Genomic DNA, 26,434 nt, shown 5'->3' with positions numbered 1-26,434 from the left:
GCGAGTAGGCAGCGATGAACGCGACCGATTTGCCGAATACGGCGAGCTGACGAGGCGTCGGTGAGCGGTCGACATTCGCCGCCCCAAATGGCATCGGCCTATGTGCGCCCGCGCAAGCGTATACCGGTGGTGTGGCTTGTTCCGATCATCTCGGCGCTTATCGGTGCGTGGCTGGCTTGGAATACCTACTCCAAGCGAGGTCCGACCATATCGATTTCATTTCAAAGCGCCGAGGGACTGCAGGCAGGCCAGTCGCATCTGAAGTTCAAGGACGTTGATATGGGCATCGTCAGCAATATTACGGTGTCGTCCGACCTCAGCCGTGTCATCGTGACTGTCGAGACAAAACGTCAGGCAGATCCACTGCTGACCGATAAAACCGTGTTCTGGGTCGTCAGGCCGGGGCTTTTTGCTGGTCGGGTCAGCGGTCTGGATACGCTGTTATCGGGACCTTACATTCAAATGCTACCCTCGGCCACACCCGGCGAGCCCAGACGAGACTTTGTCGGGCAGGAAGACCCTCCTGTTCTTGTTACCAATGAGCCAGGCCGTACGTTTCTGCTCCGGGCGGAGCGGATCGGCACGGTCAGTCCGGGTTCGCCGATCTATTTCCGAGATGTTGATGTTGGCACAGTGCTTGGCTATGACCTTGGAGACATGGCTCAGAATGTAACGATTCATGCCTTTGTCCGGAAACCGTTTGACAGCTACATCCACGACACGACGCATTTCTGGAACGCTTCGGGCGTATCGGTTAATCTGGGCAGCAGCGGGATTTCCGTTCAAATGGAATCTCTGAAAGCTTTGCTGCTCGGTGGCATTGCGTTCGATTCGGGCGGTGACAAGGCAGAGCCGGTCAGTGCGGCTGATCATATATTTACGCTTTTCGCGAGCAGGGAGGAGGCAGAGGCCGTCGGATTTGGTCACCTGATCTATCTGAAGTCCTTCTTCCCCGGTTCCGTGGGGGGGCTCACCGTCGGGGCACCTGTTACACTTCACGGATTGAAGATCGGTCAGGTTACTCGCGTCGGTCTGGCCTATGATTCAGTTTCTGATGAAATTGTCGCGCCGGTGGAATATCGGATCGAGCCTGGTCGCATAGCGGATATAGGGGAGGTGACGGCACTTCCGCGCGGCCAGATCGCGGAGGAAATGGTCAGGAGAGGTTTGCGAGCGACGCTTCAGGCGTCAAATCTGCTGACAGGTCAAAAGCTCGTGGCCCTGGATTTTTTCCCCCATGCAGATCCGGCGAAGCTGCAGAAGGTGGGGGATGTCTACATCATGCCGACTGCTCAATCTGGAGGTTTTGATACGATCGAGCAATCCGCAGCCGATTTGCTCAATAAGGTCAATCAGATCGACTTCGTCAAGATTGGCAACACCATTACGGATCTGACGGCCGGGCTAAACACGATTGTCAATGGGCCACAGGTCAGGCAGGCTCTGGTCTCGTTGAATGCGACCCTGATGAGTGTCCACGACCTGACTGGGAAGCTCGACAAGGGCCTTGGGCCAGCCTTGAAAGGTCTGCCCGACGCTACGAAGCAACTGCAGGAAACCCTGACGAAGGCGAACAAACTTGCGGGATCCTTGAATGATGGATACGGGGACAGCTCCAAGTTCAACCGCGACCTGAACCAGTTGCTGCCACAACTAACAAATGCCGTGCGATCGATCCGGGCATTGACTGATCTGCTTCAGCGTCATCCCGAGGCGCTTATTCGCGGTCGCACGGACAAGGGGACGGAATGAGAAGCAGAATGCGCCCGTTGGCGGTCGCGATGCTATCAGCAGCAGGCTTGGCCGCGTGTTCGTCGCCTAACCCTCGTATCTATACCATCGGCGTCCAGCCGGGAGCGGTTATATCTGGTAGCGTCAAGAACATCGAACTTCGTGATATCGGTCTCGCTGGTTACCTTGACAGGCCCGAGATCGTCAGGTCATCCAGCGGCTATCGTCTGCAGATCATGGCCAATGACATGTGGGGTGAGCCGCTGGGCGGCATGATCGGGCGGGTACTCGCGGTCGAGTTGGCGCAGCGCCTGCCTGCAAGCAATGTCTATAGTGAGCGCAGTGCCATATCGGTGGTTGCGGACGCCGTGGTAGAAGTCAACGTGCAGCGAATGGACGAGGAACCCGATGGTGATTTGACCTTCCTGGCCCAGGTGGCAGTGAAGTTCAGGGACCGGCCACAGCCGCTGACGCGGACATTTACGATCAGGAAGCCCCCCGCTTCCACCTCGGTCGCCGATGAGGCGGCAGCCGAGAGCCTGGCGATCGGTGAGTTGGCAGATGGCCTGGCCGCCATGCTCGCGCGCTAGGTTCGGAATGTCGGGCGACCCAAAGCTGGTGACCGCGCCGCAACTTCGCGAGTGTTCCGGCTGCGGCCAGGTCCAGACGGTCCCTGCGCTGCTGCCGGAAATGCATGCGGGATGCTTCCGGTGCGGTACCGCATTGCGTCGCACCCGGCGCGAGCCCATGGCACACAGCCTTGCCCTGACGATCGCGGCCCTCGCTCTCTTCATCATACTCTGGACCACAATGCTGATGCGGGTGTCAGCTTCGGGAATCGTCCACGACGCTGACCTATTGGATGGCCCGCTGGAGCTTGCCCGTCGCGGTTTGTGGCCGCTGGGTCTGGTCGTGGGATTTACGACGGCCTTTGCACCGCTCAGCAAGTATCTCGCGATGACCTATGTGCTTGTCGGTGTCCGCATGACACGACCGCCGCCGAACATACGCGGGGCATTTCTGTTCGCACGCCGCATGAGCATCTGGGCGATGCTCGACGTTCTCCTGCTGGGTGCGTTCGTCGCATATACGAAGCTGGGTGATCTGGTGCATATCGAGGTTGGACCAGCTGTCTATGCACTGGCCCTGCTGACTGTCGTGACCCTATGGGCCGATACTGCGCTCGATCCGGACGCGGTTTGGGAAGCGATAGAACATCGGGGCCTGACCCATGCCCCGATGCCCCCGCGGCTGGGCGCTGAATCACACACGAATGAGGCGATTGGCTGCGAAGGGTGTGGGTTCGTGAGCTTTCCAGCGGCAAAGTCTGGAGATGCGCCTGCGTGGTGCCCCCGTTGCGGCTCCGCACTTCATCCACGAAAGCCGTCGAGCACGACCCGAACATGGGCTTATCTGCTGGCCGGCGCGATTCTCTATGTTCCGGCAAATTACTACCCTGTATTGACAGTCATTCAGCTGGGTAGCGGTGAACCGAGCACGATCGTTGGCGGAGTGGAGGAATTAATCGCCGCCCATCTGTATCCTTTGGCAATTCTTGTCCTGTCGGCAAGTGTGCTGGTGCCGCTGCTGAAGCTGGTCGGACTTATCATGCTGTTGCGGACAACACGCGCGTCCTCGCATTCCGGACCGATGGGCGCTGGACTGCGCCAGAAGACAGCTATCTATTTCATTGTGGCGTGGATCGGTCGCTGGTCGATGGTCGATATCTTCATGGAATCTCTGCTGGGTGCTTTGGTCCAATTTGGCGGGCTTGTGACAATCGAGCCTGGAATCGGCGCCTTGGCTTTTTGTGCGGTGGTGATCCTGACAATGCTATCTGCCGAGGCGTTCGATCCCCGCCTGATGTGGGATGCGGCACGGACGCCATCGCGGCCACAACTGCCTGAGCCGAGCCCGCAAGCCTGGCGGCCGGCCGGAGACGCATAAGCAGCAGAGCGGCGGATGGCAATCATTCTCCGTGATAGGAACATTTAGGTTGACCAAACGCCCCATATTGGGCTATAAGTTCCTATATGATCGCTTTCCCTCGCAAATCGGGGCGTGTGCGGCGACGTCCTGGTTGTGAATTTGGTCTGTCGTCATTCTAGAAGGTCACCTCCTCGGACGAGGACAGATTCGCGGTAGCCTCCTGGGTTGGGCCAGGGCGATCGGAAAGGCACAAGGACATGCGCCGGCCGCGCACCACCGCCTGCTGCTTCGCAATCTTGAAGATCTCGCAAAAGGAGAGTGCGATCGACTTATTGTTTTGATGCCGCCCGGATCCGCCAAATCCACTTATAGCTCTATTATATTTCCATCGTGGTGGTTCACTCAATTTCCCCAATCGTCGGTCATCATTGCATCCCATTCTGCGGCATTGGCAACGTATTTCAGCCGGAAAGTCAGGATTCTCGTAGAGGAAAAACTACCGTCTCTCGGGTTCTCGGTACGCACGGCGAACCGATCCCTCGAGTCTTGGACGACGACAGAGGGGGGAGAATTTCTTGCCGTTGGCGTCCACGCGGGCATAGCCGGACGAAGAGCCGATCTGATCATCATCGATGATCCTATCGGCTCGCAGGTAGATGCCGAGAGTCAAAGTCGCAGGGATTATTTATGGGAATGGTTCAGGGCTGACCTCGTCACGCGCCTGCGGCCCGGTGGCCGGATCGCTGTCGTGATGACGCGTTGGCACGTCGATGACCTGAGCGGACGTCTTATGGCGCAATCAGGCGCGGACTGGCGTGCTGTCCGATTACCTGCTCTCGCGGAAGCGCAGGATCCGCTTGGTCGACCGATCGGTGCTGCATTGTGGCCGGAGTGGGAACCTCTTGATGCCTTGCTGCGCAAGCGGCAGGAGATCGGGGAGCGCATGTGGGCGGCGTTGTTTCAGCAGAATCCGCAACCTGCAGTCGGGCGACTATTCTCGGTCGACCGCCTGGAGACGGTAAACCCGGGACAGGATCGGACGCTGATCGCCACTGTTCGCGGCTGGGACCTTGCCGCTACGGCCGCGAGCCAAAGGAACGATCCGGATTGGACGGTCGGTGTGAAGCTGGGTCTGCTGGCAGACCATCGATACATCATATTGGATGTCGTTCGACTGCGTGGCTCGCCCCGAGAGGTGGAAGACCTTATTGTCTCAACTGCCCGGTGTGATGGCTCCGGAGTAATCATCAGTATTCCCGAGGACCCGGGTCAGGCAGGCAAGAGTCAAATGGCATATCTTACCCGCCAACTTGGCGGATTTGTCGTCCTGAGTACAAGGGAAACAGGATCAAAAGCCACACGCGCCATGCCTCTCGCGTCGCAGATGGAAGCTGGCAACGTTCTAATCACAGAAGCGTTTTGGAACGCCATCCTGATTGATGAACTGCGGGACTTTCCGTTTGGCCGAAAAGACGATCAGGTTGATGCCCTGGTCAGAGCATTCATGACAATCTGCAATATACCGCGACCGGTAAAATCGGTTCAGACTACCCTATTTCAGCGCTAGAAAACAGACGGGACGAATGTTCGATACGTTAAGCGAACTTGTGGCGCGCGATCCAGACTACCCTGACCGAGTCCACCGCCTGGAAATTCTGAATAAGGTGATGGATGGAACAATATACGATGTTCTGCCATTCCACTTTCACGAGGAGCGGACAGAAGGGGGAGAATATATACCGCTGCGGCAACGGCGGCCAAACGTCAGATATCCGCTTTGTCGAGTCGTCGTCGAAGATAGCGTCTCGCTTCTATTCAGCGAAGGCCACTTTCCAACGTTCGATAGCCCGGATCAGGAGGTTCGGCAGGTCTTTGCGAATATCGCCAGGGAAACACACCTGAATCAGGTCATGACGGATGCGGCAATGCGCGGATCCGTCGGGTCGGTGGCCCTCCTGATGAGAGTGTTAAACGGACGGTTATTCGTGAGCGTCCTTGACACCACCTTCCTGACTCCGCTCTGGGACCCGTATGCGCCGGATACGCTGCTACAGGTCGACGAGCAGTATAAGGTAGCGGGTCAGGATCTAGTGCGTAAGGGGTATATACTCGAAGACCCTACATGCCAGTACTGGTTTGCCCGGCGCTGGGATGCGAGGCAGGAGATCTGGTATCAGCCGTGGCCGGTTGGCACCCAGAACCCGTTTGAGGTCGATCTCGAACGAAGCATATCGCACAATATCGGTTCGGTCCCTATTGTGTGGATCAAGAACCTACCTGGCCGCCCTTACACGGGCGATGAGTCTGACGGAGCCTGTACATTTGCAGCTGCGATGCACACACAGGTCGAGATTGACTACCAGCTGAGCCAGGTCGGCAGGGGGCTCAAATATAGCAGTGACCCAACTCTTCTATTGAAAGATCCGGCGCTCCCTGATGGGGACATAGTCAAAGGTGCCGGCAATGCTCTCATCGTTTCCGAAAAAGGCGATGCGCGCCTTCTGGAGATCGGAGGTACCGCAAGCGGCGCGGTGATCGAGTATGTTCGCAGTCTACGTGAACTGGCACTTGAAAGTGTTCACGGCAATCGAGCGAGTCCGGAGCGGTTGTCGACGGCTCAATCCGGGCGCGCCCTTGAACTAATGAATCAGGGGCTGATCTGGCTGGCTGACAATCTCCGGATTAGTTACGGAGAAGTGGCGCTGCTACAGCTGGCTCGTCTCATTGCGCTGGCATCCCAGCGATTTCCACTGGTGGTTCTAGGTCAAAGGGTGGATCCTATCGATCCGTCGGCGCCCGTAAGCCTCAAGTGGCCGCGATGGTATCCGACGACCGCGGATGATCGTCAGAAAGACGCTCAATCACTCGTCGCGCTGGTTCAGGCCGGATGCATGAGCCGAGATGCTGTTATGAAGGCCATCGCTGGTTCCTATGATATCGAATTCCTTATCGAGGAGACTGAATCAATTTTGAATGAGGCATCGAGTGAAAGTGGCGACAATGGGTGAGATCTCCATAGACGAGCCGGAAGTTCCCGAACAGGAGGAAACTGCGGGCTCCGAGATCACTGCGGAGCATGACCGGCAATTGGATGCCATGAAGCAGTCCTTCGAAGGCCGCCTGGTGACCGCGCTGATGAAGGCCGAAGCCGTGCGCGCCGGCATGATTGATTTGGATGGTCTGAAGCTTGCCGATCTGTCTGGCGTGACACTCGGTCCGAGCGATGAACTGGTTGGCGCACGGGAGGCAATGGACAACCTGCGTCGCTCCAAACCCTGGCTATTCGGATCGTCGACTTCCTCCTCCAGCCCGGCTGTCGCACCCGCTTCCCATCCACGCAAGCAGCGGTCCGCATTGGAGATGAGTGATGAAGAATATGCGGCGGCCCGTGCAGCACTGATTTCTCGCCGGATCTGACTACAACGACATTTCAAACTGATTTCAGGACCATAGATGCCGATCCAGAACTTTCCCAGCACTCTCCAGCCAATCATTCAGCAAGGTTTTCTTGAAAGAGAATTCCAGCAAGCGTTGCGATCCAAGCTGGCATATCGGGCTTGCGCCGACCGCGTTATTATTGCCGCCGGCATTGGTGAGACATTGACGAAAACCCGGGCCGGTCTGAAACCGACGGTGACCAGTCCGATGGTGCCATCGTTGAACACCAACCTGGACAATGGATTGACGCCAACAACCTGGGGCGTCGAACAGTATACGATCTCGATGAATCTTTATGCGGCCACCACCGACCTGAACGTGGTGACCGAGCAGGTCGGCATCGCGTCTCAGTTCCTGCAAAATGCCTATGTTAACGGTGAACAAGCCGGCCGGAGCCTGGACGAACTTGCCAGGAATGCGTTGTTCGCAGCCTATCTTGGTGGCAACACGCGGGTAACTGCAACGCTATCGAGCGCTGGCCCAACCATCTCAGTCGACGATATCCGTGGGTTTCAAGTCTGTTTTGTGAATGGTGTCCAGCAGTCCGTTACTTCAACAAATCCAATGGTTGTGACGGTTGGGGCGAACACGTACTCCCTGATCAGTGCCACCGCGGATGCCACCAACGGCTCGAAGGCACCCAACGGCGTTTCCGGGACGTTGACGTTCTCGGGCAATGTCTCCGTCTCGGATGGTACGAGCGGGAATAGCGTGATCGCCGCATCGGGGGCATCTATTGTCCGCCCGTCGCAGCGCGGCAACACATCTCAACTGCTTGCTTCCGACACCTTGACGATGTCGTGCCTGCTCGACGCTGTAGCGAAACTACGTCTCAATGCGGTTCCCGAGATCGATGGCGCATATAACTGCTATCTGGACCCGGTCTCCTCGCGGCAACTATTTGCCGATCCGGACTTCAAGCAGCTTTTTCAGGGGGCGACGTCGGCAAATCAGGTCTTCAGGAACGGAATGACCAACGATTTTTTAGGTCTCCGATTCGTTCCGACAACCGAAGCATTTGTACAAAGTCATCCATCCCTGTCTGGTCTGATGATCCGGCGACCCGTGATCTGTGGGCGAGGAGCGTTGATCGAAGGTGATTTCGCTGCCATCGGCTCGCAAGACGTTGCTCCTGCCGACTCTATCATCAACGTGGTTGACGGTATTGCCATGGTAACGCGCGAGGCGATCGACCGGCTGCAGCAGATCATTGCCCAGTCATGGTACTGGATTGGTGGCTTCTGCGCGCCATCCGATACGACGACCAACCCTTCGACCGTGCCGACTGCGACCAATGCAGCATATAAGCGTGCTGTCGTAGTCGAACATGTCGGTTGATAGAAAAGTCACCAAGCAATCATGTCGGGTTCTGTGAGTCCGTTTCGGCCTACCGGCAGCGTTACGCTGGCCGCGATGTCGACATCGACAAATGCGATTTTGGTCGGAGGTGGGGATACGGTAGTCGTAACAAATACCAGTGGCTACTTGGCCTATGTCCGTTTTGGATCGGATAGCAGTGTCACCGCCACGGCCTCAGATTTTCCTATTCTAGGAGGAAGCAGAGCGATTCTTTCTATAAATATCTTAATCAAGTACTGCGCCGTGTTGATGCCCGGCGGCTCCGGAACAGTTATTGTCAGTCGAGGCGATGGGTCGGTAATGTGACGGTACTGGCGGACAGCGAGAAAGTTGACGTCAGGCGATATTGCGGCTTCCCGGCGTACGGTGCAGCCGCCGAAGGTTTGCAGTCCTGGCGGTTTTTTCAGATCTACGGACTATTGGAATTTCGTATCAACAATCTGTCTGACGCCGAGCTTGTGGTTGTCAGAGCTTATCTGACGACCCTGAGTGGCCTGGAGGCTGGTGTCACCGGAGCGGCCGACAACCTGGATACGACTGAGGCCGGGGTGTGGACACGCAATGCCAGTGAAGTCAAGGATCGATTGGCACTGTTTGATGAATGGCGCCGTCGTCTTTGCGGTTTCATCGGAGTGCCTGCAGGTCCGTTCCTTGGAAATCAGGCGGGAACACTGGTGGTCTAGATGATGCAGGCCGATAAACTCCAGGACCGGCTCTACTTTGCTGCCGGTGTGGCGGCGCGCCACGTCGGGAGCAGCATCGATGCGTATCGGCCGACGAGCGCCATCAATCCGATCAGCGAGGCTAATCGGTTTCTGCGCCTCTATGCTGCCTTTCTGCCCCCGAGGGGGCGGATGGATGGATTTGTCGGCTATGGGTCGAATGAATGGCATGGCATTTTTGATGCGTCATATACTCAACCAGGCGACTACCTGGTGGCCAGTAATCGTGCTTTTTTCGTTGCTGCCCAGCAGCCTCTGCTGCCCGTCCTGTGCATCCTGGCCAATCGTGTCGTATCGTTGCGGCGGCCTGCGATCCAGTCGGCGGTAGGGTCAAATTCGTATGGTGGGTATGTCAGCGCTGATGCGGCCTTACTTCTGCAAGGATGGCCGGCTAGCATCCTGGGAGTTTCCGGCGCCGGTGACGCACCGTCAGGGTTGCCTACCGCTCAGGCGACACCGCAGATGACGGTGCTGCTTCCTAATCTGCCATCAGTCGTGATCGCGCCTGGTGATATAGTCAGCGACGATCTGGGTAGAAATTTAGTTGTGATCGCGGCAGAATTCTCGGAATTGGGTTGGCGCGTGTCGACCAAGTTGGCGACGACATAATGGCCGACATCTCCGATGTGGAACAGGCGTTGGCGGATGCGGTCTCGGGCGTGCTCTATCCCCAAGGCATCTCAAGTGGGAGCATTATTGGTACCACATGCCGCATCTATCGGGGCTGGCCAAATGCGCTAACGCTGAATAGTGATCTGAGCGCTGGCGCTGTAAACGTGACGGTATTCAGCGATAACGAAGTGGGACGGCTGACCACGCGGTATATGGACGACGGCTCCATCACCCGCGTGAACGCGACTATGGCTATTGAAACAACGACCCAAGCATTTTCTATAACGGGAAATCCTACTACAGGAACCGTCGCTGGTGTCCTCATAGACGGCACTCCATATGTCTATCGCGTAGAAGATGGGGATACAGCGCCTCTGGTCGCGGCGAATCTCTGTTCCCTGATTCAGAGTCAGCGCCCGGCAGTACTTGATAATAGCACCGTTTCGGTGCCCGGATCATACCGTATAATCGGGCGCGCCGTCTGCGATGCGAAGCTTCTTTACGAGGTACGTCGGCAAGAGAAAAATCTGCGCCTGGTATTCTGGTGCCCGGCACCCTTGATACGTGACAGCATCACCAGTGCTGTCGATCTGGCGCTAAGCCAGAGGCCCTTTCTGATGCTTGCTGACGGTGCTTCTGCACGGTTGGAGTATAGAAATACCGCGACCTACGACCAGTCCCAGAACGCCCTGCTCTACCGTCGTGACCTTGAATACACAGCTGAGTATCCGACACTTGTGTCGACCGCCTTGCCGGCTCTCCTTTTTGGCGGAGTCGGCATCAATGCGTCGACGACATTCGGCTAGAGTATCCCAGACAGTGGTCAAATACGCGCGCCTGGTGTGTGATCGAAAAATATTTGTAGTACCGTAGGATTCCAATGCCCATTATTCAGCAGGGAAGTATAAACGCCACGTCATTGATCGTCCCTGATCTTTATGTACAAATAGTTCCTCCACAGAATTTGGTATTGAATGGCGTTCCGACCAATGTGCTAGGCGTCGTGGGCACAGCCTCGTGGGGACCCGTGAACGAACCCACGATCGTGGCTACCATGGCCGACTATGCCGGCATGTTCGGGCCTATCAATGCTCGAAAATATGATATGGGCACCCAGGTGGCGACTGCGGTGCAGCAGGGCGCTCAGGATTTCCGATGTGTGAGAGTTTCCGATGGCACCGACGCAGCTGCGTCGGCGTCTGTGACCGGAACGAATGTCTCGTTCACCGCGAAATACACCGGAACGCTGGGAAACTCCATTGTTATTAACCTCGCACCCAGCAGTAAAGCCAATGCCTGGCTGCTGACCGTCACGGCACCCGGTTTCCTGCCCGAATTGTTCGATGGGCTGACGGGCAATGGTGCGCAATTCTGGCAAGCTTTGGCGAAGGCAGTCAATTCCGGGACAAGTCCGCAACGAGGCCCATCGCAGCTGGTCGTGGCGAATGCTGGTGGATCGACTGCGTCCCCTGCAACGTTTTCCATCACACTGGGCGCAGGGACGCCCGGCTCGGATGGAGCAACGAACGTCTCGAGTAGGTCGCTTATCGGGACGGATGGCACGACTCGAACTGGTATGTACGCGCTGCGTGGGCAGCGATGTGGCTTGGCGCTTCTTGCCGACTGCGACGATGCCACAACCTGGACGACCCAGGCTGAGTTCAGCCTGCAGGAGGGCATCTACCTGATACTGACGACACCAGCCGGTGACACAATAGCCAACGCGGTGGCAACCGTGGGCCAAGTGGGCCTGGACTGCTACGCGGTGAAACTGATGTTCGGTGACTGGCTATGGTGGTCGGATAGTGTGAACGGGATCGTTCGATTGGTTTCGCCGCAGGGCTTCGCGGCAGGGCGGCTTGCCAATCTGTCTCCGGAGCAATCAAGCTTAAACAAGCAAATCTACGGGATCGTAGGCAGCCAACGCTCTGGCGCGCCGTCGTCAGGTTGGAATACTGCATACTCCGCCGCTGAATTGGGTACCCTGCTTGCGGCGGGGATCGACGTTATCTGCAACCCTCAGCCAGCCGGTACGTTCTGGGGCGTTCGTGGAGGCATCAATACCTCCAGCAATCTGGCCATTCACGGGGACAATTATACACGGCTGACAAACTATATTGCAGCCACCCTGGCAGCCGGCATGGGGCAGTATGTGGGTCAGGTGATTAACCAGAATCTGTTCAGGCAAATTCGGGCGACGCAACTGGCATTCCTCAGTAACATGTTGCAGCAGGGGCTATTAGGAACGACGGATGGTTCGATGCCGTTCAGTGTGATTTGCGATGCGTCCAATAATCCGCCATCTCGTACGAGCCTGGGATACGTGCAGTCTGACGCACAAGTTCAATATCAGTCGATCAATGAGCGCTTTATTGTGAATGTAGAAGGAGGTCAAACCGTGCAGGTATCGGTGCAGACACTTCCCAGTGGTCAGATAAACTAAGGAGAGGGTTGTGGCGCTTACAACGTTCTCGATCGGTCGAGACACTCAGATCGTGATCATGGGGTCGACCGGTCGGATTGATATCAGCCATGTTATCGCCTTCGAAAGCCGACAGATGACCACACCAATCCGGGTATCCAGGATTGATGGTACGCAACTTGGTACAGAACTACCTCGCGGCTGGGAGGGAACGTTTGAGGTGGAGCGGGGCACGTCTATCCTTGATGACTTCATCGCAGGGATCGAACAAAGCTTTTACAATGGAAATCCGATCCAACCGGGAACGATGTATCAGTACGTCACGGAGGCAGATGGATCCGTTTCAACGTACCAATTTAGCGGCGTGGTGTTCAAGCTGGCGAATGCCGGAACCTGGAAGGGTGACGCAGCAGTCCGTCAAAAGCTGGAATTCTTCGCGACCCAGAGGCAGAGGATCTGATGGTGGGTACGGAGGTCGTTGTGGCTGCGCCGCAGGATAGGATCGTCAGCGTCGACAGCCAGGGTCGCAAGATCGTCATCCGTCGCCCAACAGCCTTGGATACGCTGCGGCTCTTTAAGGCCGCCGGCCCGACACTGGCGCAGAATGAGCCATGGTTGTCGATAGCCAGCCTCGCATATGCGGTTGAGGCTATCGATGACATTCCGATGCCGACGCCGGTTAACGAAGGCCAGATCGAGGCTTTGATCGTGAAGCTTGGTGATGCCGGCCTGGCTGCTATCAACCGAGAACTGGACAAGGCGGAGCCTGAAGCGAGTCCGGCACAAGTGGGAAACTAGCCAGGCACCCGGTTCTGATCGACTGCTTATACCTGGTCATGAATGGGGTGCCTTACGATGTCGCATTCTCGCTTCCGCCTGATGAGAGAATGGCCCATGTCGTCGCCATCGGGACGTTAAACGGCGGTAGATTCAATTGGGGCACGCTGACATGGGAAGACATCAGGAATGAGCTCGTGGATTAACGGTGCTTCATGGATATCGGGAGACAGAACGGGTGGCTCCCGGAACACGCGAAGGATACGGACAGCACCAGCTATCAGAAGCCGCATTGTTTGGTATCTAGGCTTGCAGAAGCATCTGGATCGGCAGTCGGCACCTACCGTTCCCCCACTAGCTAGGCCGCAGCGACTGCAGGAGCGCACTTTTAGCCACGCGCTTCAGAATAGCAAAATTCAACCCCTTTTCCCTATCGCGGAACTGGCCAAAAAGCGGGGCTTGGAACGCGATCGGTCAGTCTCCGCCAAGTGCCTTTCATGGACCGGACATGGCGTTCCAGCCGAGGCAGTTCGAACGCGACCGTTTGCCGTCAGCCAATTATCCAAAAGTCGTGGACCTTTGCTCGTTGCCGGGACGCTGGCGAGCAACCGTAAATTTATAACTGTCGAGGGGCTCGGCAGCAATCTTGCTTCGCCGACAATCATCGCCAACTCCCAAACCGGCAGGGGACCGGTATTGGCGACACAAGTTGCTCATTCGCTGAGGAGGGCATCGCTAACAACGGCAGCGATAGCACCGAGATCCAACCAGACCTTTAGCTCGATAGAGGCCGGCGTCAGGGCGGGGGAGAAGCGGCGCCGTATATCTTTGGCAGCAGAAACCCGAGCCCCCAGCGTAACAAACCCTCCGTTTAATGTGCCAACAATCAATGACAACAGGCCGGTGCCCAATAGTTCTTCCATCTCGCGGCTAGATCGCGTGCAGGGCGCGACTCATAGATCGGTGAATCAGATCCAGGCCGGCACTCTGCAATTTGATGGTACCGCCCTGGGGCGATGGGTGGTGGACCATCTCGCTAGAACATTGTCCCGCAGTCCCAGTGGCATGACCGGGGTAGATCCACGCGTTATCGCGCCCCGAAGCAAGCTAACCCCATTCTAGCCTCCCAATAGCTCTCTATCAGGTCAGTCATTTACCTTGCTTCCGTCTCAATTGCGTCTTTCAGATATTACGCTTACGGTCCTGGAAGTTCCTGAACAGATTATGTTCGGTGGTTCGCAACGAATCGTGGCGCACAGGCTTGCCGACGGCCGCAGAGTGTTTGAGACGCTGGGGCCAGATGAAAGCGACATTCTATTTCGCGGGATATTCACTGGTGCAGACGCCGAATCACGCGCGCGTGCAATAGATACGATTCGCCAACAGGGTAATACTGTAAGTTTGCAATGGCAGTCGTTCAAGTACGACGTCATTGTACGAACATTCACAGCCTCCTATAACAGTCCATGGTGGATTTCGTACTCTCTGCGCCTTGCGGTCGTCAAGCAAAATACCGCTGTCAGTTCACAGTCACCCACGAATCTTTCCAGTATTCTGGCAGATTTGGCTGACGCCCGTTCCGGACTTGCACAGGTGTCGATGGACTCGGCAAGCCTTCCTAGCAGCGCTGCGCTGACGGCTGCCACCACATCAGGCACAAGTGCCAACCGTAACGCAATGCAAGCTATAACCAGCGTAATTGCGTCTATAGACCAGAGAATAGATCAGGCAGGCGCCAACATGGCTACTCTGACATCAGATGAAAGTACAAGTCCGGATATAGATGTCATGACAGCATTGTCGGTAGGCGAGATACTTGCGATCCTAACCGGCTGTCGCGCACTTTTGAGTCGTGCCTTGGTGACCCTTGCAGAGTAGGATGCCGTGAAGACCATCGTTGTATCCAATACTAATCTGTTCAGGATCGCCGCGACGGAATTGGGCAGCGCTCTGCAGTGGGTCGCTATCGCTAATATAAACCGCCTTAATGATCCAATGATCCAGGATCTGACAACGCTCATCATACCACCGCCATCGGCCTCCTATGCCGACGGCATAGGCTCGCAATAACCCTGGTCCAAAGCATTGAAGTTAGGACTTCGAATCGACGGGCAGTCAATAGATGGCCTGCTCCGCGCCTCTATCGTCTCCAACAATTACTTCTCCAGTGACTCCTTTTCGATATCTGTCGCCTATGGAAGCGCACCGCTATCGGATATTGGTACACTCCTTGGCATGTCGCAATCAAATTTGGAAATAGTCGTTTGGGACGATTCCGCTAAGGGCGAGGCATCTCTTATATATGGGAATATAGATAAGATAACAATTGATCCGGTACTCGGTGTTTTCTCGGTAGAAGGACGGGACCTGTCTGCCCTATTAATAGACTCCTATGTACAGCAGGATTTTGTAAATCAAACTGCTGCAGAAGTTGTGTTTTTGCTGGCGGGTCGATATGGTCTCTTAGCCGAGGTCACCCCTACTGAGGGCTTGGTAGGCCGCTATTTCGCGGATGGGTATGCAAGGCTTGGCCTCGGCGATCATTCGCGCTTTCGATCCAACTGGGACCTTATTGTGGAGTTGGCGAGAGAGCAGGGGTTCGACGTTTATGTTAAGGACCGAACATTGTACTTCGGCCCTGCGTTGGGATCTGGATCGGCACCGATAACGTTGCACCTGACCGATACTATCCGGACACAATTCGAATACAATACTACCCTCAGTACGACACCACTCGTGCAGATACAGACTTGGGATAGTCAACAGCTTTCGGCCTACAAGGGGTGGGGACAGGGTACCAGCGCGGAAGTTACGGGTTTGAGCGCGGATAATACGGGTTATCTTTTCTCCCAGCCCAATCTTACGGCGGCTCAGGCGGATGCCAAGGCCTTGATGTATTCACGGGAGATCAGCCGCCTCAATACTATCGCCCGCATTGAAATGCCCTGGAACCTCAATATTAGTCCCCGCGGACTGATCTCCCTTATTGATACAGGAACGTCATTTGACGGCCTTTATCGGGTGGATTGTGTAGAACGGCTATTTTGTACGACATCAGGGTCGGTCCAATTTGTTACGGCCGTTCCTTATACGCTCTGAAGATGGGTGACAGATATGAGCGACAGGCTAGCGAGCGCGATCAAGAGCCATGTGAGTGACTTAAGCCGCCGAGCAGGTCAAGCAAAGTTTGGAACTGTCAGCTCGGTGAATGTGCAGACCGGGAATGTGAAGGTTACTATCCAGCCGGATGGGGTCCTGTCAGGGTGGCTTCCTATGCTTTCACCCTGGGTCGGGAATGGTTGGGGCATGGTGTGTCCGCCTTCGCCTGGAGATCAGGTTCTATTGATTGCCCAGGAAGGGGACGCAGAGCAGGGCGTGGTGATCGGTTGTGCGTATTCGAGTAAGCAGAGGCCCCCACCTGCGCCGGAAGGCGAATTGTGGCTTGTCCATAATTCCGGGAGCTATCTGAAACTTTGTGGCGACGGTACTATCCGGGTCAGCGGCGATCTCCATGTAGATGGCGACGTGTATGATCGTCATGGCGCGCTCTCCAGCCTGAGAGCGAACTACAATAAGCATGCACACGTGGACTCTCGGGGCGGGACTACCTCAACGACCAACTCGGTCGACTAGCATGACGGATATCTTTCTGGAGTGGAATTCAGATCTGGTCGCCGGATCTAGCGGTGATCTTCTTCTCTCTTCGGGTGTCTTGCAAACGAATCAACGAGTGATACGCCGGCTTCTGACCAATCCAGGCGATTATCTTTGGGATTTATCATTCGGCGGCGGCCTAGCTCTCTTGGTAGGAGAGCCAGTCGAACCGGCGCGCATTGAGTCGATTATTCGGACTCAACTGGACATGGAGGCTTCCGTAGCGAAGGCACCCATCCCGTCGGTTAGTGTCGCACCGTTAAATGTAGCCGGCGGTACGTTCGCAGCTGAGATCGTGTATTCGGATGCTGAGTCGGGTCAGTCTACCAGACTGACCGTTCCACAAGGATAGGACTGTGCAGCTACCTCTCAAGTCATTCGCGCAATTGGTACAGGATATGGTCGTGGCCCTTCAAGGTGCGGCGACATCTCTGGTAGACGTTTCGATTGGTTCGGTCGTCAGGGCTATCTTCGAGGCCAATGCCGGATTAGTCCTCTGGCTACAATGGCTGGTGCTTCAGGTTCTCAGCATGACAAGGGCATCGACGTCAACGGGAGCCGATCTGGACTCCTGGATGAATGATTTTGGATTAGCTCGGCTTCCGGCGATTGCGGCTACCGGCACCATAACTCTTTCGCGTTTTTCAACAAACCTGACCGCTTTTGTACCGGTTGGCACTATCGTGAAGACTGGCGATGGGAATGTCACATTCTCGGTTACTGCGGACGCGACAAACTCGACCTGGCAAGCGGATTCATTGGGATATACGATACCAGTTGGCGTGGCATCGGTGGATGTTCCCGTTGTCTGCCAATCTTCCGGTAGTATCGGGAATGTTATGGCCAATACAGTGACCTTGATCGCGTCCTCATTATCCGGTGTCGACCAGGTTACCAACTCTGTTGCCTTTGCTAATGGGATTGATACGGAGGATGATGCGGGATTTCGTGTACGTTTTCGGAATTATCTTGCCGGGTTGTCAAAGGCGACGGCTCCAGCCATAGCCGCGGTGATATCGAGTTTTCGGCAAGGGTTGGCGTACAAAATCAAAGAGAACACTTTACCGGACGGGGAACAGCGTGCGGGTTCCTTTCTGGTCATCATTGATGATGGAACCGGATACCCGAACCAGGATCTTCTGTCGTCCCTCTCAGACGCGATCGAAGCGGTTCGGCCTATTGGAGTTACATTCAATGTCGTTCCACCAACTGTTCAGCTTGTCAATGTCACGGTCACGATACAGATGGAGGTCGGATCAGCAACTCCCACACAGAGCGCGATAGCGGGTGCGATCGAAAATTATATTAGTCTGATACCGCTTGAAGGAATGGCATCTATCACTCGTATTGCCCAGAGTCTCTATGCAAACATTCCGGGAGTGTCTAACGTGTCAAACATCTCCTTGAATGGCGGATCCGTGGACATCGTCGCTTCTGCAGGCGCCGTACTCCGTCCCGGACAAATAACGGCCCAAATAAATGTCGGGTGACGCCAAGGATTTGCAGGCTCGGCTTAAAGCCCTGCTTCCGCTTCGTTGGTTTGCCGACACCAGTCCCAACCTTGACGCGCTTCTCTCGGGTCTCGCTACGCCGCTGGCTTGGATTTACAGCCAAATCAGGAATGTCACGCAGCAGGCCCGGATCTCGACGGCCACGGGAAGCTGGCTGGATTTGGTTGCAAAAGACTTTTTTGGGAATAGCGTGGCTAGGTTGGAGGGGGAAATGGACCCATCCTACCGATCAAGGATCAAATATCGTCTGTTTCGGCCGGCGGCGACCCGGAAGGCCGTGATGGACGCGGTCGAATACCTGACTGGACATGCGCCTTGGATTTTCGAACCTGCCAAGTCGTCGGACACCGGCTGTTATGGGGCGGGCTCAGCTAGTCCAGCCGGCATTGTCGCCACGGCAGGTTATGGAATTGCCGGTGGATGGGGTAGTCTGAGTCTTCCGTTCCAGTTTTTTGCGATCATTGATAGGCCAATCATATCCGGACTCTCTTCGCTCCCCGGGTACTCTGTTTCCGCTGCCGGCTATGGTGTCGGTCAGTGCGCATATGCCGATCTGGCGTTGCTTCCTGGTGCACTGAGTGATTTAGATATACTCGATTTTGTTCGGGAAGTCCTGCCGGTCGGGGTCACCGCTTGGGTTCGTATTCGGTAAAATAGTATTCAAAAGAGAATATAATGGATCGAATTATAGTATATCCGGGCGCAATACCGCTGGATACGGATATTCTAAGTATTAACCGGAATGTTATGACAGCCCTCGGGTTTCTCATGAAGGCTGTATTCGGATCAAACACTGTCGTCGATGGCCTTAGCTGCACTGCGACAAGTCCGCCATCACTTTCGGTAATGATCGGCCCCGGCAGTATTACACAGCTAGCGTCGATCGATGCGTCGGATTATGGAACCCTCGCGGCGGATCCTGCTGATCTTATTGTGAAGATGGGCTGTAATACGGCGACATCGACATATAATTTGGTCGCTCCTGCCAGTGTCGGGCAGACAATAAACTACCTCGTCGAGGCAGCCTTTCTGGAAACAGATATCAATCCTACAGTCCTTCCTTACTACAATGCTAGTAATCCAGCGCAGACATTCAGCGGTCCGAATAACTCAGGAAGCGCCCAGAATACACTGCGCGCCCAGACTGTGCAGATCCAAGTCAAGCCGGGCGTGGCCGCGGATACTGGTCACCAGGTGACGCCGGCGGCCGACGCAGGATGGACACCCTTGTATCAAGTGGCGGTCTCCTATGGTCAAACGCAGATCACCGCATCCAATATTAGCCAGATTGCTACCGCACCTTTTGTCAATTGGAAGCTGCCGACCCTGGCGCCAGGTTTCGGATCGGGCGTCCAGACATTTGCAAGCAGCGGTGCTTTTACCGTACCTGCTGGCGTAACCCAACTGGAGGTTGAGGTCTGGGGCGGTGGATCAGGAAGCTATGCGTCAGTAGCCGGCCTGCCCAGCGGAGGTGGAGCGGGTGGTGGATATGCAAGGAAGCGTATCACCGGCATGGTCCCTGGCCAGTCTGTTGTGGTGACTGTGGGAGCCGGTGGCTCTGGAGGTACTGTGGCCGGAGCTGTTCCGACTGCTGGCGGTACATCGAGTTTTGGATCGTTCGTTAGTGCAACGGGGGGTTCCACCAACTATCTGGCGACTGCGGCGCAGCCGCAGAATGGCGCGACACCCGGAGGATTCGGGGTCGGTGGTGACGTCAATCTGACAGGTTCGGCTGGACAGGCCGGCATTGCCAACCAGGGTGGGTTAGGCGGAGCTGCGCCTTTCGGCGGCGTACAGAATAGCGGTACCTCGGCCAATCCCGGCATCTTTCCGGGGGGCGGCGCCGCGGGCGCTGGAACCGGGGTGAACAGCATGACAGCGTACGATGGTGCGGCCGGAGCGGGCGGCTTTGTGGTGGTTCGGTGGTAAGCCCGCGGTAAAGTGACACCCACTGATAACGAAGAATTAAATATCCGCAAATCAATCTGAGAAATATATTCAAGAATGTCGACAGCAGCCACGTATCTCTGGAAGCCTAGTCAAGCGCGCTTGGTTACGATCGATTCGTTCGTCCCGGTCCCGCGAGGATCCACAGCTGTTGCACCAGCTCCATTGAACTGGCCGGCCAAGGATCCGGGTGATGTTCTGGACTACATGTTGGATATAGGTCCTGCTATTATTGGCAATGATGCTGATGGCATTGCCACACTCGACGTGAACGTCTCCCCATCGGCAACGGGTGACTTGACGCTGCAGAGTACTACGACCGACGGCAGCCGGGTGGTACTTTGGTTCTCTGGCGGGCAGGCTGGAACTACATACAATGTAACGTTCAATATCGGCACGCATGGGGGAAGAACTCTACAGAGAACTATCCTCCTCCCTGTAATCCTGCTGTCGGTTCCGCCAGTACCCGGTAACGCTATTCTCACGTCAACTGGTGCCGCACTGACTGATCAGAACGGAAATCCCATCGTAGCTGTGTGACTACGAAACTCTGTCCCCTTCAATTAATGAAATCGTGTGCTACTGCTTTCCATGGTGCATTGTGCGTCATGGTACAGTGGGTCTAAGGATCGCCCGTTTATGCCGACAATTGATCAGCTTGCCCCAGCAAGTTCAGCTTCAGACACTGATGAATTTATCGTCAGCCAGGGAGGGACTGCAAGAAAGGTAAGTCGATCGCAGATCCTGAACGGCTACCAAAGCCAAATGCTCCTGTCGCCCGCGACCCTTATGGGAAGAGTGAGCTCGGGTGTTGGCGCACCGGAAGCGATATCTATCGGCCAAAACCTGACGTTCAACGGTACTACTCTAGCCGCATCAGCCAGCCCGTTTGTGGTGAACCAGCTGCAAAGCGGGCTCGTGCCGAGTAGTTCGGATCTGATCCCGATATCTCAGGGCGGCACCGATAAGGCTATCTCTTATGGCCAGTTTTGGAGCGGTTTCAGCCAAGTCTCGAATGTTGATCTATCAAATGGATTAGTAACGGCAGTGTCAGGGACGCCTCAGTCTCTGGCAAGCATCGCCGGCAATATGATGACTAAAGCTGGCGGCTCGCTCACGGGAATGCTGAGCCTGTCAGCGGATCCCACAACGGCCCGGCACGCTGCCACCAAGGCTTATGTCGATTACTCCGCATCGCAGGGGCTCGCAATTTCGGGAGGCTCTCTGACCGGTGGTCTAATGCTCGCAGCGGCTCCTGTGCTCACGCTGCAGGCAGCCAACAAAGGGTATGTGGATACGGTTGCCTCTGCGCTTGTGCCTCTTGCTGGCGGGTCATTGTCCGGAAGCCTGTACTTGAAGGCTGACCCGACGGTGGCCTTGCAGGCTGCAAGCAAATCATACACCGATCAGAAGATCGCCCGATCCGGCGATACGATGACCGGAATTTTGTCGCTTGCCGGCGACCCGACGGCTTCCTTGCAGGCCGCAACCAAGAACTACGTCGATGCCCAAGTTTCGACGACAGTCGGAAAATCGGGTGGGACCCTGACAGGGAGTCTCATTCTCGCAAGCGACCCATCAGTGGCGGCCCAGGCGGCCACGAAACAGTACGTCGATTACAGGCTTTTGCGATCAGGTGATACACTCACCGGCATGCTGAGCCTGGCTGCCGATCCCGCCTCTCCGAGCCACGCTGCCACCAAAAACTATGTCGATCAGCAGGCTGGTGGCCTGGTTTCGAAAGCAGGTGGATCTCTGTCGGGCGCGTTGATACTGGCGGGTGATCCGGCGACAGCGCTTCAGGCGACCACGAAGCAATACGCGGATTTAAAGCTGTCTCGGACTGGCGATACGCTGACGGGTAGTCTCGTGCTAGCCTCCGATCCGACTTCGGCGTTGCAGGCTACAACCAAGCAATATGTCGATACCAAGTTTGCGAGTGCGGTTACGACGGCTGGGGGATCCTTTAGCGGAGCTGTCAGCTTGGCGGCCGATCCCGTATTGCCCATGCAGGCAACTACCAAGCAATACGCGGACAGACGGATCCTGCGAGCTGGCGACACAATGGCCGGACCGCTCGTGCTTGCCGCGGATCCGACCGTGGCTACGGGCGCTGCCACCAAAAACTACGTCGATATGGCAGTCGCAGGCGCTTTACCGATCGCCGGTGGATCGATGCTCGGTATGTTGGCGCTGGTGGCTGATCCCGCTCTGCCTGTGCACGCTTCCACCAAAAGATATGTGGATGCTCAGGTGCAAACGGCTCTCCCGCTCAGCGGAGGGTCCGTATCCGGGGTTCTCTCCCTCGGGGTATCGCCCACGCAGCCGGCCCATGCATCCAATAAGCAATATGTGGACGGCCAGCTTGCAACCGCGCTGTCGCTTCGCGGCGGCTCCCTCAGCGGTACGCTGACTCTGGTCGGCAATCCAACTGCACCGCTGCAGGCTGCCACGAAGCAGTATGTTGATGCCAATCCCGGGCCGAATAAGGTCATTAACGTCTGCATGGCGCCATATGGGGCCGCCATAGATGGCGTGACAGACGATACCGCGGCATTCAAGGCGGCGTATCAAGCGGCTGCAGCCGGCAGTGCCATCTATGTTCCATTTGGTGTGGTCAAGCTCCAGCAGCCTGGAACGTGGGGTATATCGCTCACGAAGCGGGTGAAATGGCTTGTTGACGGGACAACACTGACGGACGGGACACCTCTGGCATCGGCTGTTCCTACCGGCGGCGGACTAGGTAGCTACATGTTACCTGGCATTGTCGTCGGCAACACTCTCGGCGGCGTGGGCGTATCCCAAAGTTCTTCAGCCTCCACCGATCTGGCAGTCCAGCAATCATGCTATATTGTCACACACAATGGCGGTACTAGTACTGTCATTACGAACCAACGTAGTGATACAGTCATCACAAGCAGCCCGGCTAACTTCGTTTGGGGCGGACTGGACAGGTTGCTATGGGCAGGAACTCAGACGCCGACGGGGATGTCTACCGCTCAGCACGTAGCACGCTATATACAGACAGTGCGGATATCGGCCAATCCCAGCAGCACCGGATCATATCTTCCACAGCCGGAGTTGTGGTGCGCGTGCCTGGAGTATCGCGATGTGACTGGTCTGCCGTCGAGTTCGACTGCCGCATCGTTAACGGTTGAAATGGACTGGTATGGCAATGGTGCCGATGACGCCAATAGTCGCCAAATACAAAGCCTTGTAGTGGGGCAAGCCAATACCTCAGGGCTTCCGGTGGAAGTAACCAATGCGATAGGCATATATCTGGCATACGGATCGTCCGGAAGCGTAAAGAACGTCTTTGAGGTGGGCATTCCATTTTCTAATGCGGTTCTCGATACGCGTAACGCCACTTCATTGAGTTCTGCGCCAGTATTGAGGATGGCTGCGGGACAGGCGATCGCCTTTGAGGCAAGTGGCACGAACCGCCTTTGGTATGACAGCTCGCTGGGCGTCCTTCGGTTTAGCAACTCCAACTATAATACGGTGATCGGTAAGGGGATTTCTGTCGGGTTTCAAAGCGTATTTACTTCTTCGACTGCGGTGCCGGCATATATGGTTGGCAATATATGCTTCGTGGTGGCGTCCAGTCCGATTACACTCACGTTGCCGGCGGCCAGTGCCATTGCCGCAGGGTGCGGCTACACATTCTCCAACTTGGGCTCCGGTGCAGTTACGATCGCACTCGCGAACGGAAACTATATCGATAACGGCCCGATCGTCCTTCAGACGAATGATCGATACCATGTTATTTCGGACAACGTAAATACATGGCGTGAAGTCTTTCGAACCAATGCGGTCGGCCCCAGGTGGTCTGCACCACCGACTCTACCATCGTTTACAGTCGCCAGCCTTCCGAGTGGTGTCAGTACCGGCGCGTTGGCTCTCGCGGTGAATGGTCGCAAGCCGTCAGAGGGTGCGGGCGCTGGGACTGGCGTCCAGGTGTACTACGATGGAAGCAGATGGATATCGGCTTCCAGCGGGAGCGCCGTCGTCTCCTGACCAGAATAGTCGTCCATTCCATTTTATAGAGGGAAACGAAACGGTGCCGACAATCTCCCAGCTGCCACTGGTAACGACCCCATTCGCTGAAGATGAAGTGCTCATTAGCCAAAATGGCAGTGCATGCTCGGTATCGATCGGTGAACTCCTGGCGTCCACACAGCCGGCCATTATCGTTCCTACCGGTGCGTTGTTGGGCCGGTCGAGTGTTGGCGCGGGCTCTCCAGAAAGTATTGATCTAGGAATAGGCTTGCTGCTCTCGGATGGCACCATCGTCGCCACCGGAGCCGATCACGCCATGTTCCCGACAGCGTCTACCCTGATGCCGGATGCCGGTGTCGTGGTTTCGGATGGTGGCACGCAGATGCTGATGCCGGCTACGCTGCTGCGAGGGCTCTTCTCAGGTGGCGATAACGTTCAAATCGATGCGAACGGTGTCATTTCAGCTGGCGGTACAGGGGGAGGGACGACGACTGGATTTTCCTCAAGCTCCATAGCCACCTTGGATCGCGTGAGTGCTGTCAACGCAGGAGACATCGTTCCGATTAGCCAATATGGAACGGCTGTCGGGGTAACTTATGCGTCATTCTTGAATGGCCTTACGATCGATCAGGCGCCATTGGGAGGAGCCATCGCGGACACGGACGAAATCTGGATCGCGCAGGGTTCCAGCACGATGGCATCCCAGAAATTTGCGGCGGTTTGGACGTGGATAGCCACGAGCTTCTGTCGTTATCAGCAGCCGATGATGGAGATAACCACAAATACCACGCTGGATTATGCAGATCACAATGGGAAAATTCTTACTGTGACAGCGCCGGGTGTCGTGTTGACACCGAATAGCCCTGTGATGAGCAATGGCTTTTCTTGTGATGTCATATCGACGGCAGGGGCATCGGTTATCTGGGGTAATGGCATAGTAGCGACCGACAACGGCACCGGCATTGCCGGTTGCGCCCATGCTCGGCTCTTCCAGGTAACATCCAGTACCGGTACGCTTGTGTTGGCGTCCGTCGCTGCAAATAGCACTTCGACGACTACTGCAGCGTTGCCAGGCCCGGTCGGTAATCTTGTCTTGACGAGCAGCACAGCAACCACTTTGTCGATTTCGTGGAGCGCGCCTACGACTGGGGCGGCTAGTGGCAGCTACGTAGCGCAATATAGATTGGCTGGGGCGGATACCTGGTTCACGGTCAGCAACACTATCACCACCCTCTTGGTGACTATTTCGGGATTGAGCGGAGGTACCTCTTATGACGTAAGGGTCGCGGCAATCACGTCCGGTGGGGTAACCGGAGCTTTCACTGTGTTATCCGGTATCAGTACCGCAACAGCTGCAACAGTCGCGCCCGGGATGCCATCCGGACTGAATGTCAGCGGTGTCGCTAGTACGTCTGTGTCCCTGGGATGGATCGCTCCCAGTTCCGGGGGAACACCAACCTCATACAATATTCAAGCCAGTACGGATGGCGGGGTAACCTGGTCGGTTGCAGCAACGGTCGGGGCAGTGACAAGTGGCACAGTCTCCGGTTTAGCCCCAGGAACAATCTATCTGTTCAGGATTGCCGCCGCGAATGCAGCCGGCACCAGCGCCTATAGTCCAACTTCATCCTATCCAGCGGCGACGACAGCCTCTGCAAATCAGACCCCAGGCCTTCCGACGAATATTTCCTTCTCGTTGACATCCAGTACCGGCATGACAATCCAATGGTCGGCACCGTCCGGAAGCGTCACGGGATACAACATCCAGTATCGTGTCCAGAACGGCCCCGCTTGGACTGAGGTTACATCTGCGGCTACAACCTTGACCGTCACTGGTTTACTGCCGAGTACGACCTACGAATTTCAGATCCAGGCGGTCAACGGTGCTGCAACAGGCGCTTATACCGCTTCGGCCACGAATGCTACGACGGCGTCGTCGACCAGTCTTTACAAGCTGACACCGGCGCCCACACGGCAATCTCCCAGCCTCGGGTGGGTTGGAATGACGATCACGATGGCAAACGGTCAACCTCAGTCGGGCTATAATGTCAGTGACAACTCGACTGCAGCAGACGGCGCCTATCCGGTGCCAGCATCGGTCGGCTTTGCGTGGTCTGCCAGTAATACCATAGTGCCGGCCATCACCAACTACGGAACCAACGGGTTGTCCCTGGATGGACACGCGCTTTGGTACACTTGGGCTGTCGCATTTCCGCCTTCAGCCGGAAGCTACTATCTTTGGGCTATCGCGAAGGACAGCAATGGGAATATTGCGGGAAGTTGCGTATCTCCGACGCCGTTCCAGCTACAATGATTTTCCGTGCTGGTCCGAT

The 26,434-nt window shown here is 56.1% G+C and carries 23 protein-coding genes; 22 read left to right on the top strand and 1 reads right to left on the bottom strand.

Annotated features, from left to right (window positions below; translation table 11 throughout):
• Window positions 1-60 precede the first annotated feature (60 nt).
• The 13 genes from VHC04_RS15555 (at window position 61) to VHC04_RS15495 (ending at window position 13,011) form a co-directional block, all read left to right on the top strand.
• The gene (locus VHC04_RS15555) at window positions 61-1,752 is read left to right on the top strand and encodes an intermembrane transport protein PqiB (protein ID WP_325682871.1); all 1,692 of its coding nucleotides are present in this window, start codon (window positions 61-63) and stop codon (window positions 1,750-1,752) included.
• A gap of 8 nt (window positions 1,753-1,760) precedes the next feature.
• Window positions 1,761-2,321 (top strand): PqiC family protein, encoded by a 561-nt coding sequence (locus VHC04_RS15550; protein WP_325682869.1) that lies wholly within the window; start codon window positions 1,761-1,763, stop codon window positions 2,319-2,321.
• Window positions 2,322-2,478: 157 nt separating this feature from the next.
• Window positions 2,479-3,678, top strand: coding sequence for a paraquat-inducible protein A (locus VHC04_RS15545; protein WP_325682867.1), 1,200 nt, complete (start codon window positions 2,479-2,481; stop codon window positions 3,676-3,678).
• Window positions 3,679-4,000: 322 nt separating this feature from the next.
• Window positions 4,001-5,227: a phage terminase large subunit gene (gene terL / locus VHC04_RS15540; RefSeq protein WP_325682865.1), complete on the top strand. Its 1,227-nt coding sequence runs from the start codon at window positions 4,001-4,003 to the stop codon at window positions 5,225-5,227.
• 16 nt (window positions 5,228-5,243) lie between these two features.
• A complete protein-coding gene (locus VHC04_RS15535; protein ID WP_325682863.1) occupies window positions 5,244-6,668 on the top strand; it encodes a phage portal protein in 1,425 nt (474 codons plus the stop codon).
• Window positions 6,661-7,077, top strand: coding sequence for a hypothetical protein (locus tag VHC04_RS15530; protein WP_325682859.1), 417 nt, complete (start codon window positions 6,661-6,663; stop codon window positions 7,075-7,077). The genes VHC04_RS15535 and VHC04_RS15530 overlap by 8 nt, the downstream gene beginning before the upstream one ends.
• Window positions 7,078-7,113: 36 nt before the next feature.
• Window positions 7,114-8,436, top strand: a complete 1,323-nt coding sequence (locus tag VHC04_RS15525; protein ID WP_325682857.1) for a DUF4043 domain-containing protein — start codon at window positions 7,114-7,116, stop codon at window positions 8,434-8,436.
• Between the two features lie 323 nt (window positions 8,437-8,759).
• A complete protein-coding gene (locus VHC04_RS15520; RefSeq protein ID WP_325682855.1) occupies window positions 8,760-9,140 on the top strand; it encodes a hypothetical protein in 381 nt (126 codons plus the stop codon).
• Entirely contained in the window at window positions 9,141-9,788 is a 648-nt protein-coding gene (locus VHC04_RS15515; RefSeq protein WP_325682853.1) for a hypothetical protein, read from the top strand. It abuts the gene before it with no gap.
• On the top strand, window positions 9,788-10,597 hold the full coding sequence (locus VHC04_RS15510) for a hypothetical protein (RefSeq protein ID WP_325682851.1): 810 nt from the start codon (window positions 9,788-9,790) through the stop codon (window positions 10,595-10,597). Before VHC04_RS15515 ends, VHC04_RS15510 begins: the two co-directional genes overlap by 1 nt.
• Window positions 10,598-10,671: 74 nt before the next feature.
• Complete coding sequence (locus VHC04_RS15505; RefSeq protein WP_325682849.1) at window positions 10,672-12,234, top strand: phage tail protein; 1,563 nt, start codon at window positions 10,672-10,674, stop codon at window positions 12,232-12,234.
• A gap of 10 nt (window positions 12,235-12,244) precedes the next feature.
• Window positions 12,245-12,673, top strand: coding sequence for a hypothetical protein (locus VHC04_RS15500; protein ID WP_325682847.1), 429 nt, complete (start codon window positions 12,245-12,247; stop codon window positions 12,671-12,673).
• Entirely contained in the window at window positions 12,673-13,011 is a 339-nt protein-coding gene (locus tag VHC04_RS15495) for a hypothetical protein (protein WP_325682845.1), read from the top strand. Before VHC04_RS15500 ends, VHC04_RS15495 begins: the two co-directional genes overlap by 1 nt.
• A gap of 692 nt (window positions 13,012-13,703) precedes the next feature.
• Here VHC04_RS15495 and VHC04_RS15490 read toward each other — a convergent pair.
• Window positions 13,704-13,913 (bottom strand): hypothetical protein, encoded by a 210-nt coding sequence (locus VHC04_RS15490; protein ID WP_325682843.1) that lies wholly within the window; start codon window positions 13,911-13,913, stop codon window positions 13,704-13,706.
• Between the two features lie 301 nt (window positions 13,914-14,214).
• Here VHC04_RS15490 and VHC04_RS15485 point away from each other — a divergent pair, with 301 nt between their 5' ends.
• From VHC04_RS15485 to VHC04_RS15450, 9 genes are all read left to right on the top strand, one after another.
• A complete protein-coding gene (locus tag VHC04_RS15485) occupies window positions 14,215-14,868 on the top strand; it encodes a hypothetical protein (RefSeq protein ID WP_325682841.1) in 654 nt (217 codons plus the stop codon).
• Window positions 14,869-15,075: 207 nt separating this feature from the next.
• Window positions 15,076-16,089 carry a hypothetical protein gene (locus VHC04_RS15480; RefSeq protein ID WP_325682838.1) on the top strand — a complete coding sequence of 338 codons (1,014 nt, stop codon included), beginning with the start codon at window positions 15,076-15,078 and terminating at the stop codon, window positions 16,087-16,089.
• 15 nt (window positions 16,090-16,104) lie between these two features.
• A complete protein-coding gene (locus VHC04_RS15475) occupies window positions 16,105-16,623 on the top strand; it encodes a phage baseplate assembly protein V (protein ID WP_325682836.1) in 519 nt (172 codons plus the stop codon).
• Window positions 16,624-17,000: 377 nt separating this feature from the next.
• Window positions 17,001-18,134: a baseplate J/gp47 family protein gene (locus VHC04_RS15470; protein ID WP_325682834.1), complete on the top strand. Its 1,134-nt coding sequence runs from the start codon at window positions 17,001-17,003 to the stop codon at window positions 18,132-18,134.
• Entirely contained in the window at window positions 18,124-18,807 is a 684-nt protein-coding gene (locus tag VHC04_RS15465) for a hypothetical protein (RefSeq protein ID WP_325682832.1), read from the top strand. Before VHC04_RS15470 ends, VHC04_RS15465 begins: the two co-directional genes overlap by 11 nt.
• Before the next feature lie 194 nt (window positions 18,808-19,001).
• Entirely contained in the window at window positions 19,002-20,084 is a 1,083-nt protein-coding gene (locus VHC04_RS15460) for a glycine-rich domain-containing protein (protein ID WP_325682830.1), read from the top strand.
• Between the two features lie 75 nt (window positions 20,085-20,159).
• On the top strand, window positions 20,160-20,642 hold the full coding sequence (locus tag VHC04_RS23170; protein ID WP_422662677.1) for a hypothetical protein: 483 nt from the start codon (window positions 20,160-20,162) through the stop codon (window positions 20,640-20,642).
• Window positions 20,643-20,741: 99 nt separating this feature from the next.
• The gene (locus VHC04_RS15455; RefSeq protein WP_325682828.1) at window positions 20,742-24,119 is read left to right on the top strand and encodes a hypothetical protein; all 3,378 of its coding nucleotides are present in this window, start codon (window positions 20,742-20,744) and stop codon (window positions 24,117-24,119) included.
• Window positions 24,070-26,415, top strand: a complete 2,346-nt coding sequence (locus VHC04_RS15450; protein ID WP_325682826.1) for a fibronectin type III domain-containing protein — start codon at window positions 24,070-24,072, stop codon at window positions 26,413-26,415. Before VHC04_RS15455 ends, VHC04_RS15450 begins: the two co-directional genes overlap by 50 nt.
• The last annotated feature ends 19 nt before the right edge of the window (window positions 26,416-26,434 follow it).

The sequence above is a fragment of the Rhodopila sp. genome, assembly GCF_035548095.1.
Classification (GTDB): domain Bacteria; phylum Pseudomonadota; class Alphaproteobacteria; order Acetobacterales; family Acetobacteraceae; genus Rhodopila.
This window is presented reverse-complemented; position numbering and strand designations above follow the sequence as displayed.

Excerpts from the sequence above, each read along its gene's own strand:
- VHC04_RS15545 (WP_325682867.1), top strand. The coding sequence starts at position 2,479 with ATGGCACACAGCCTTGCCCTGACGATCGCGGCCCTCGCTCTCTTCATC.
- VHC04_RS23170 (WP_422662677.1), top strand. The coding sequence starts at position 20,160 with ATGTCGACAGCAGCCACGTATCTCTGGAAGCCTAGTCAAGCGCGCTTG.
- VHC04_RS15505 (WP_325682849.1), top strand. The coding sequence starts at position 10,672 with ATGCCCATTATTCAGCAGGGAAGTATAAACGCCACGTCATTGATCGTC.
- VHC04_RS15525 (WP_325682857.1), top strand. The coding sequence starts at position 7,114 with ATGCCGATCCAGAACTTTCCCAGCACTCTCCAGCCAATCATTCAGCAA.
- VHC04_RS15550 (WP_325682869.1), top strand. The coding sequence starts at position 1,761 with ATGCGCCCGTTGGCGGTCGCGATGCTATCAGCAGCAGGCTTGGCCGCG.
- VHC04_RS15455 (WP_325682828.1), top strand. The coding sequence starts at position 20,742 with ATGCCGACAATTGATCAGCTTGCCCCAGCAAGTTCAGCTTCAGACACT.
- VHC04_RS15465 (WP_325682832.1), top strand. The coding sequence starts at position 18,124 with ATGTCGGGTGACGCCAAGGATTTGCAGGCTCGGCTTAAAGCCCTGCTT.
- VHC04_RS15460 (WP_325682830.1), top strand. The coding sequence starts at position 19,002 with ATGATCGGCCCCGGCAGTATTACACAGCTAGCGTCGATCGATGCGTCG.
- terL (WP_325682865.1), top strand. The coding sequence starts at position 4,001 with ATGCCGCCCGGATCCGCCAAATCCACTTATAGCTCTATTATATTTCCA.
- VHC04_RS15475 (WP_325682836.1), top strand. The coding sequence starts at position 16,105 with ATGAGCGACAGGCTAGCGAGCGCGATCAAGAGCCATGTGAGTGACTTA.
- VHC04_RS15530 (WP_325682859.1), top strand. The coding sequence starts at position 6,661 with ATGGGTGAGATCTCCATAGACGAGCCGGAAGTTCCCGAACAGGAGGAA.
- VHC04_RS15535 (WP_325682863.1), top strand. The coding sequence starts at position 5,244 with ATGTTCGATACGTTAAGCGAACTTGTGGCGCGCGATCCAGACTACCCT.
- VHC04_RS15515 (WP_325682853.1), top strand. The coding sequence starts at position 9,141 with ATGATGCAGGCCGATAAACTCCAGGACCGGCTCTACTTTGCTGCCGGT.
- VHC04_RS15495 (WP_325682845.1), top strand. The coding sequence starts at position 12,673 with ATGGTGGGTACGGAGGTCGTTGTGGCTGCGCCGCAGGATAGGATCGTC.
- VHC04_RS15450 (WP_325682826.1), top strand. The coding sequence starts at position 24,070 with ATGGAAGCAGATGGATATCGGCTTCCAGCGGGAGCGCCGTCGTCTCCT.
- VHC04_RS15485 (WP_325682841.1), top strand. The coding sequence starts at position 14,215 with ATGTTCGGTGGTTCGCAACGAATCGTGGCGCACAGGCTTGCCGACGGC.
- VHC04_RS15510 (WP_325682851.1), top strand. The coding sequence starts at position 9,788 with ATGGCCGACATCTCCGATGTGGAACAGGCGTTGGCGGATGCGGTCTCG.
- VHC04_RS15490 (WP_325682843.1), bottom strand. The coding sequence starts at position 13,913 with ATGGAAGAACTATTGGGCACCGGCCTGTTGTCATTGATTGTTGGCACA.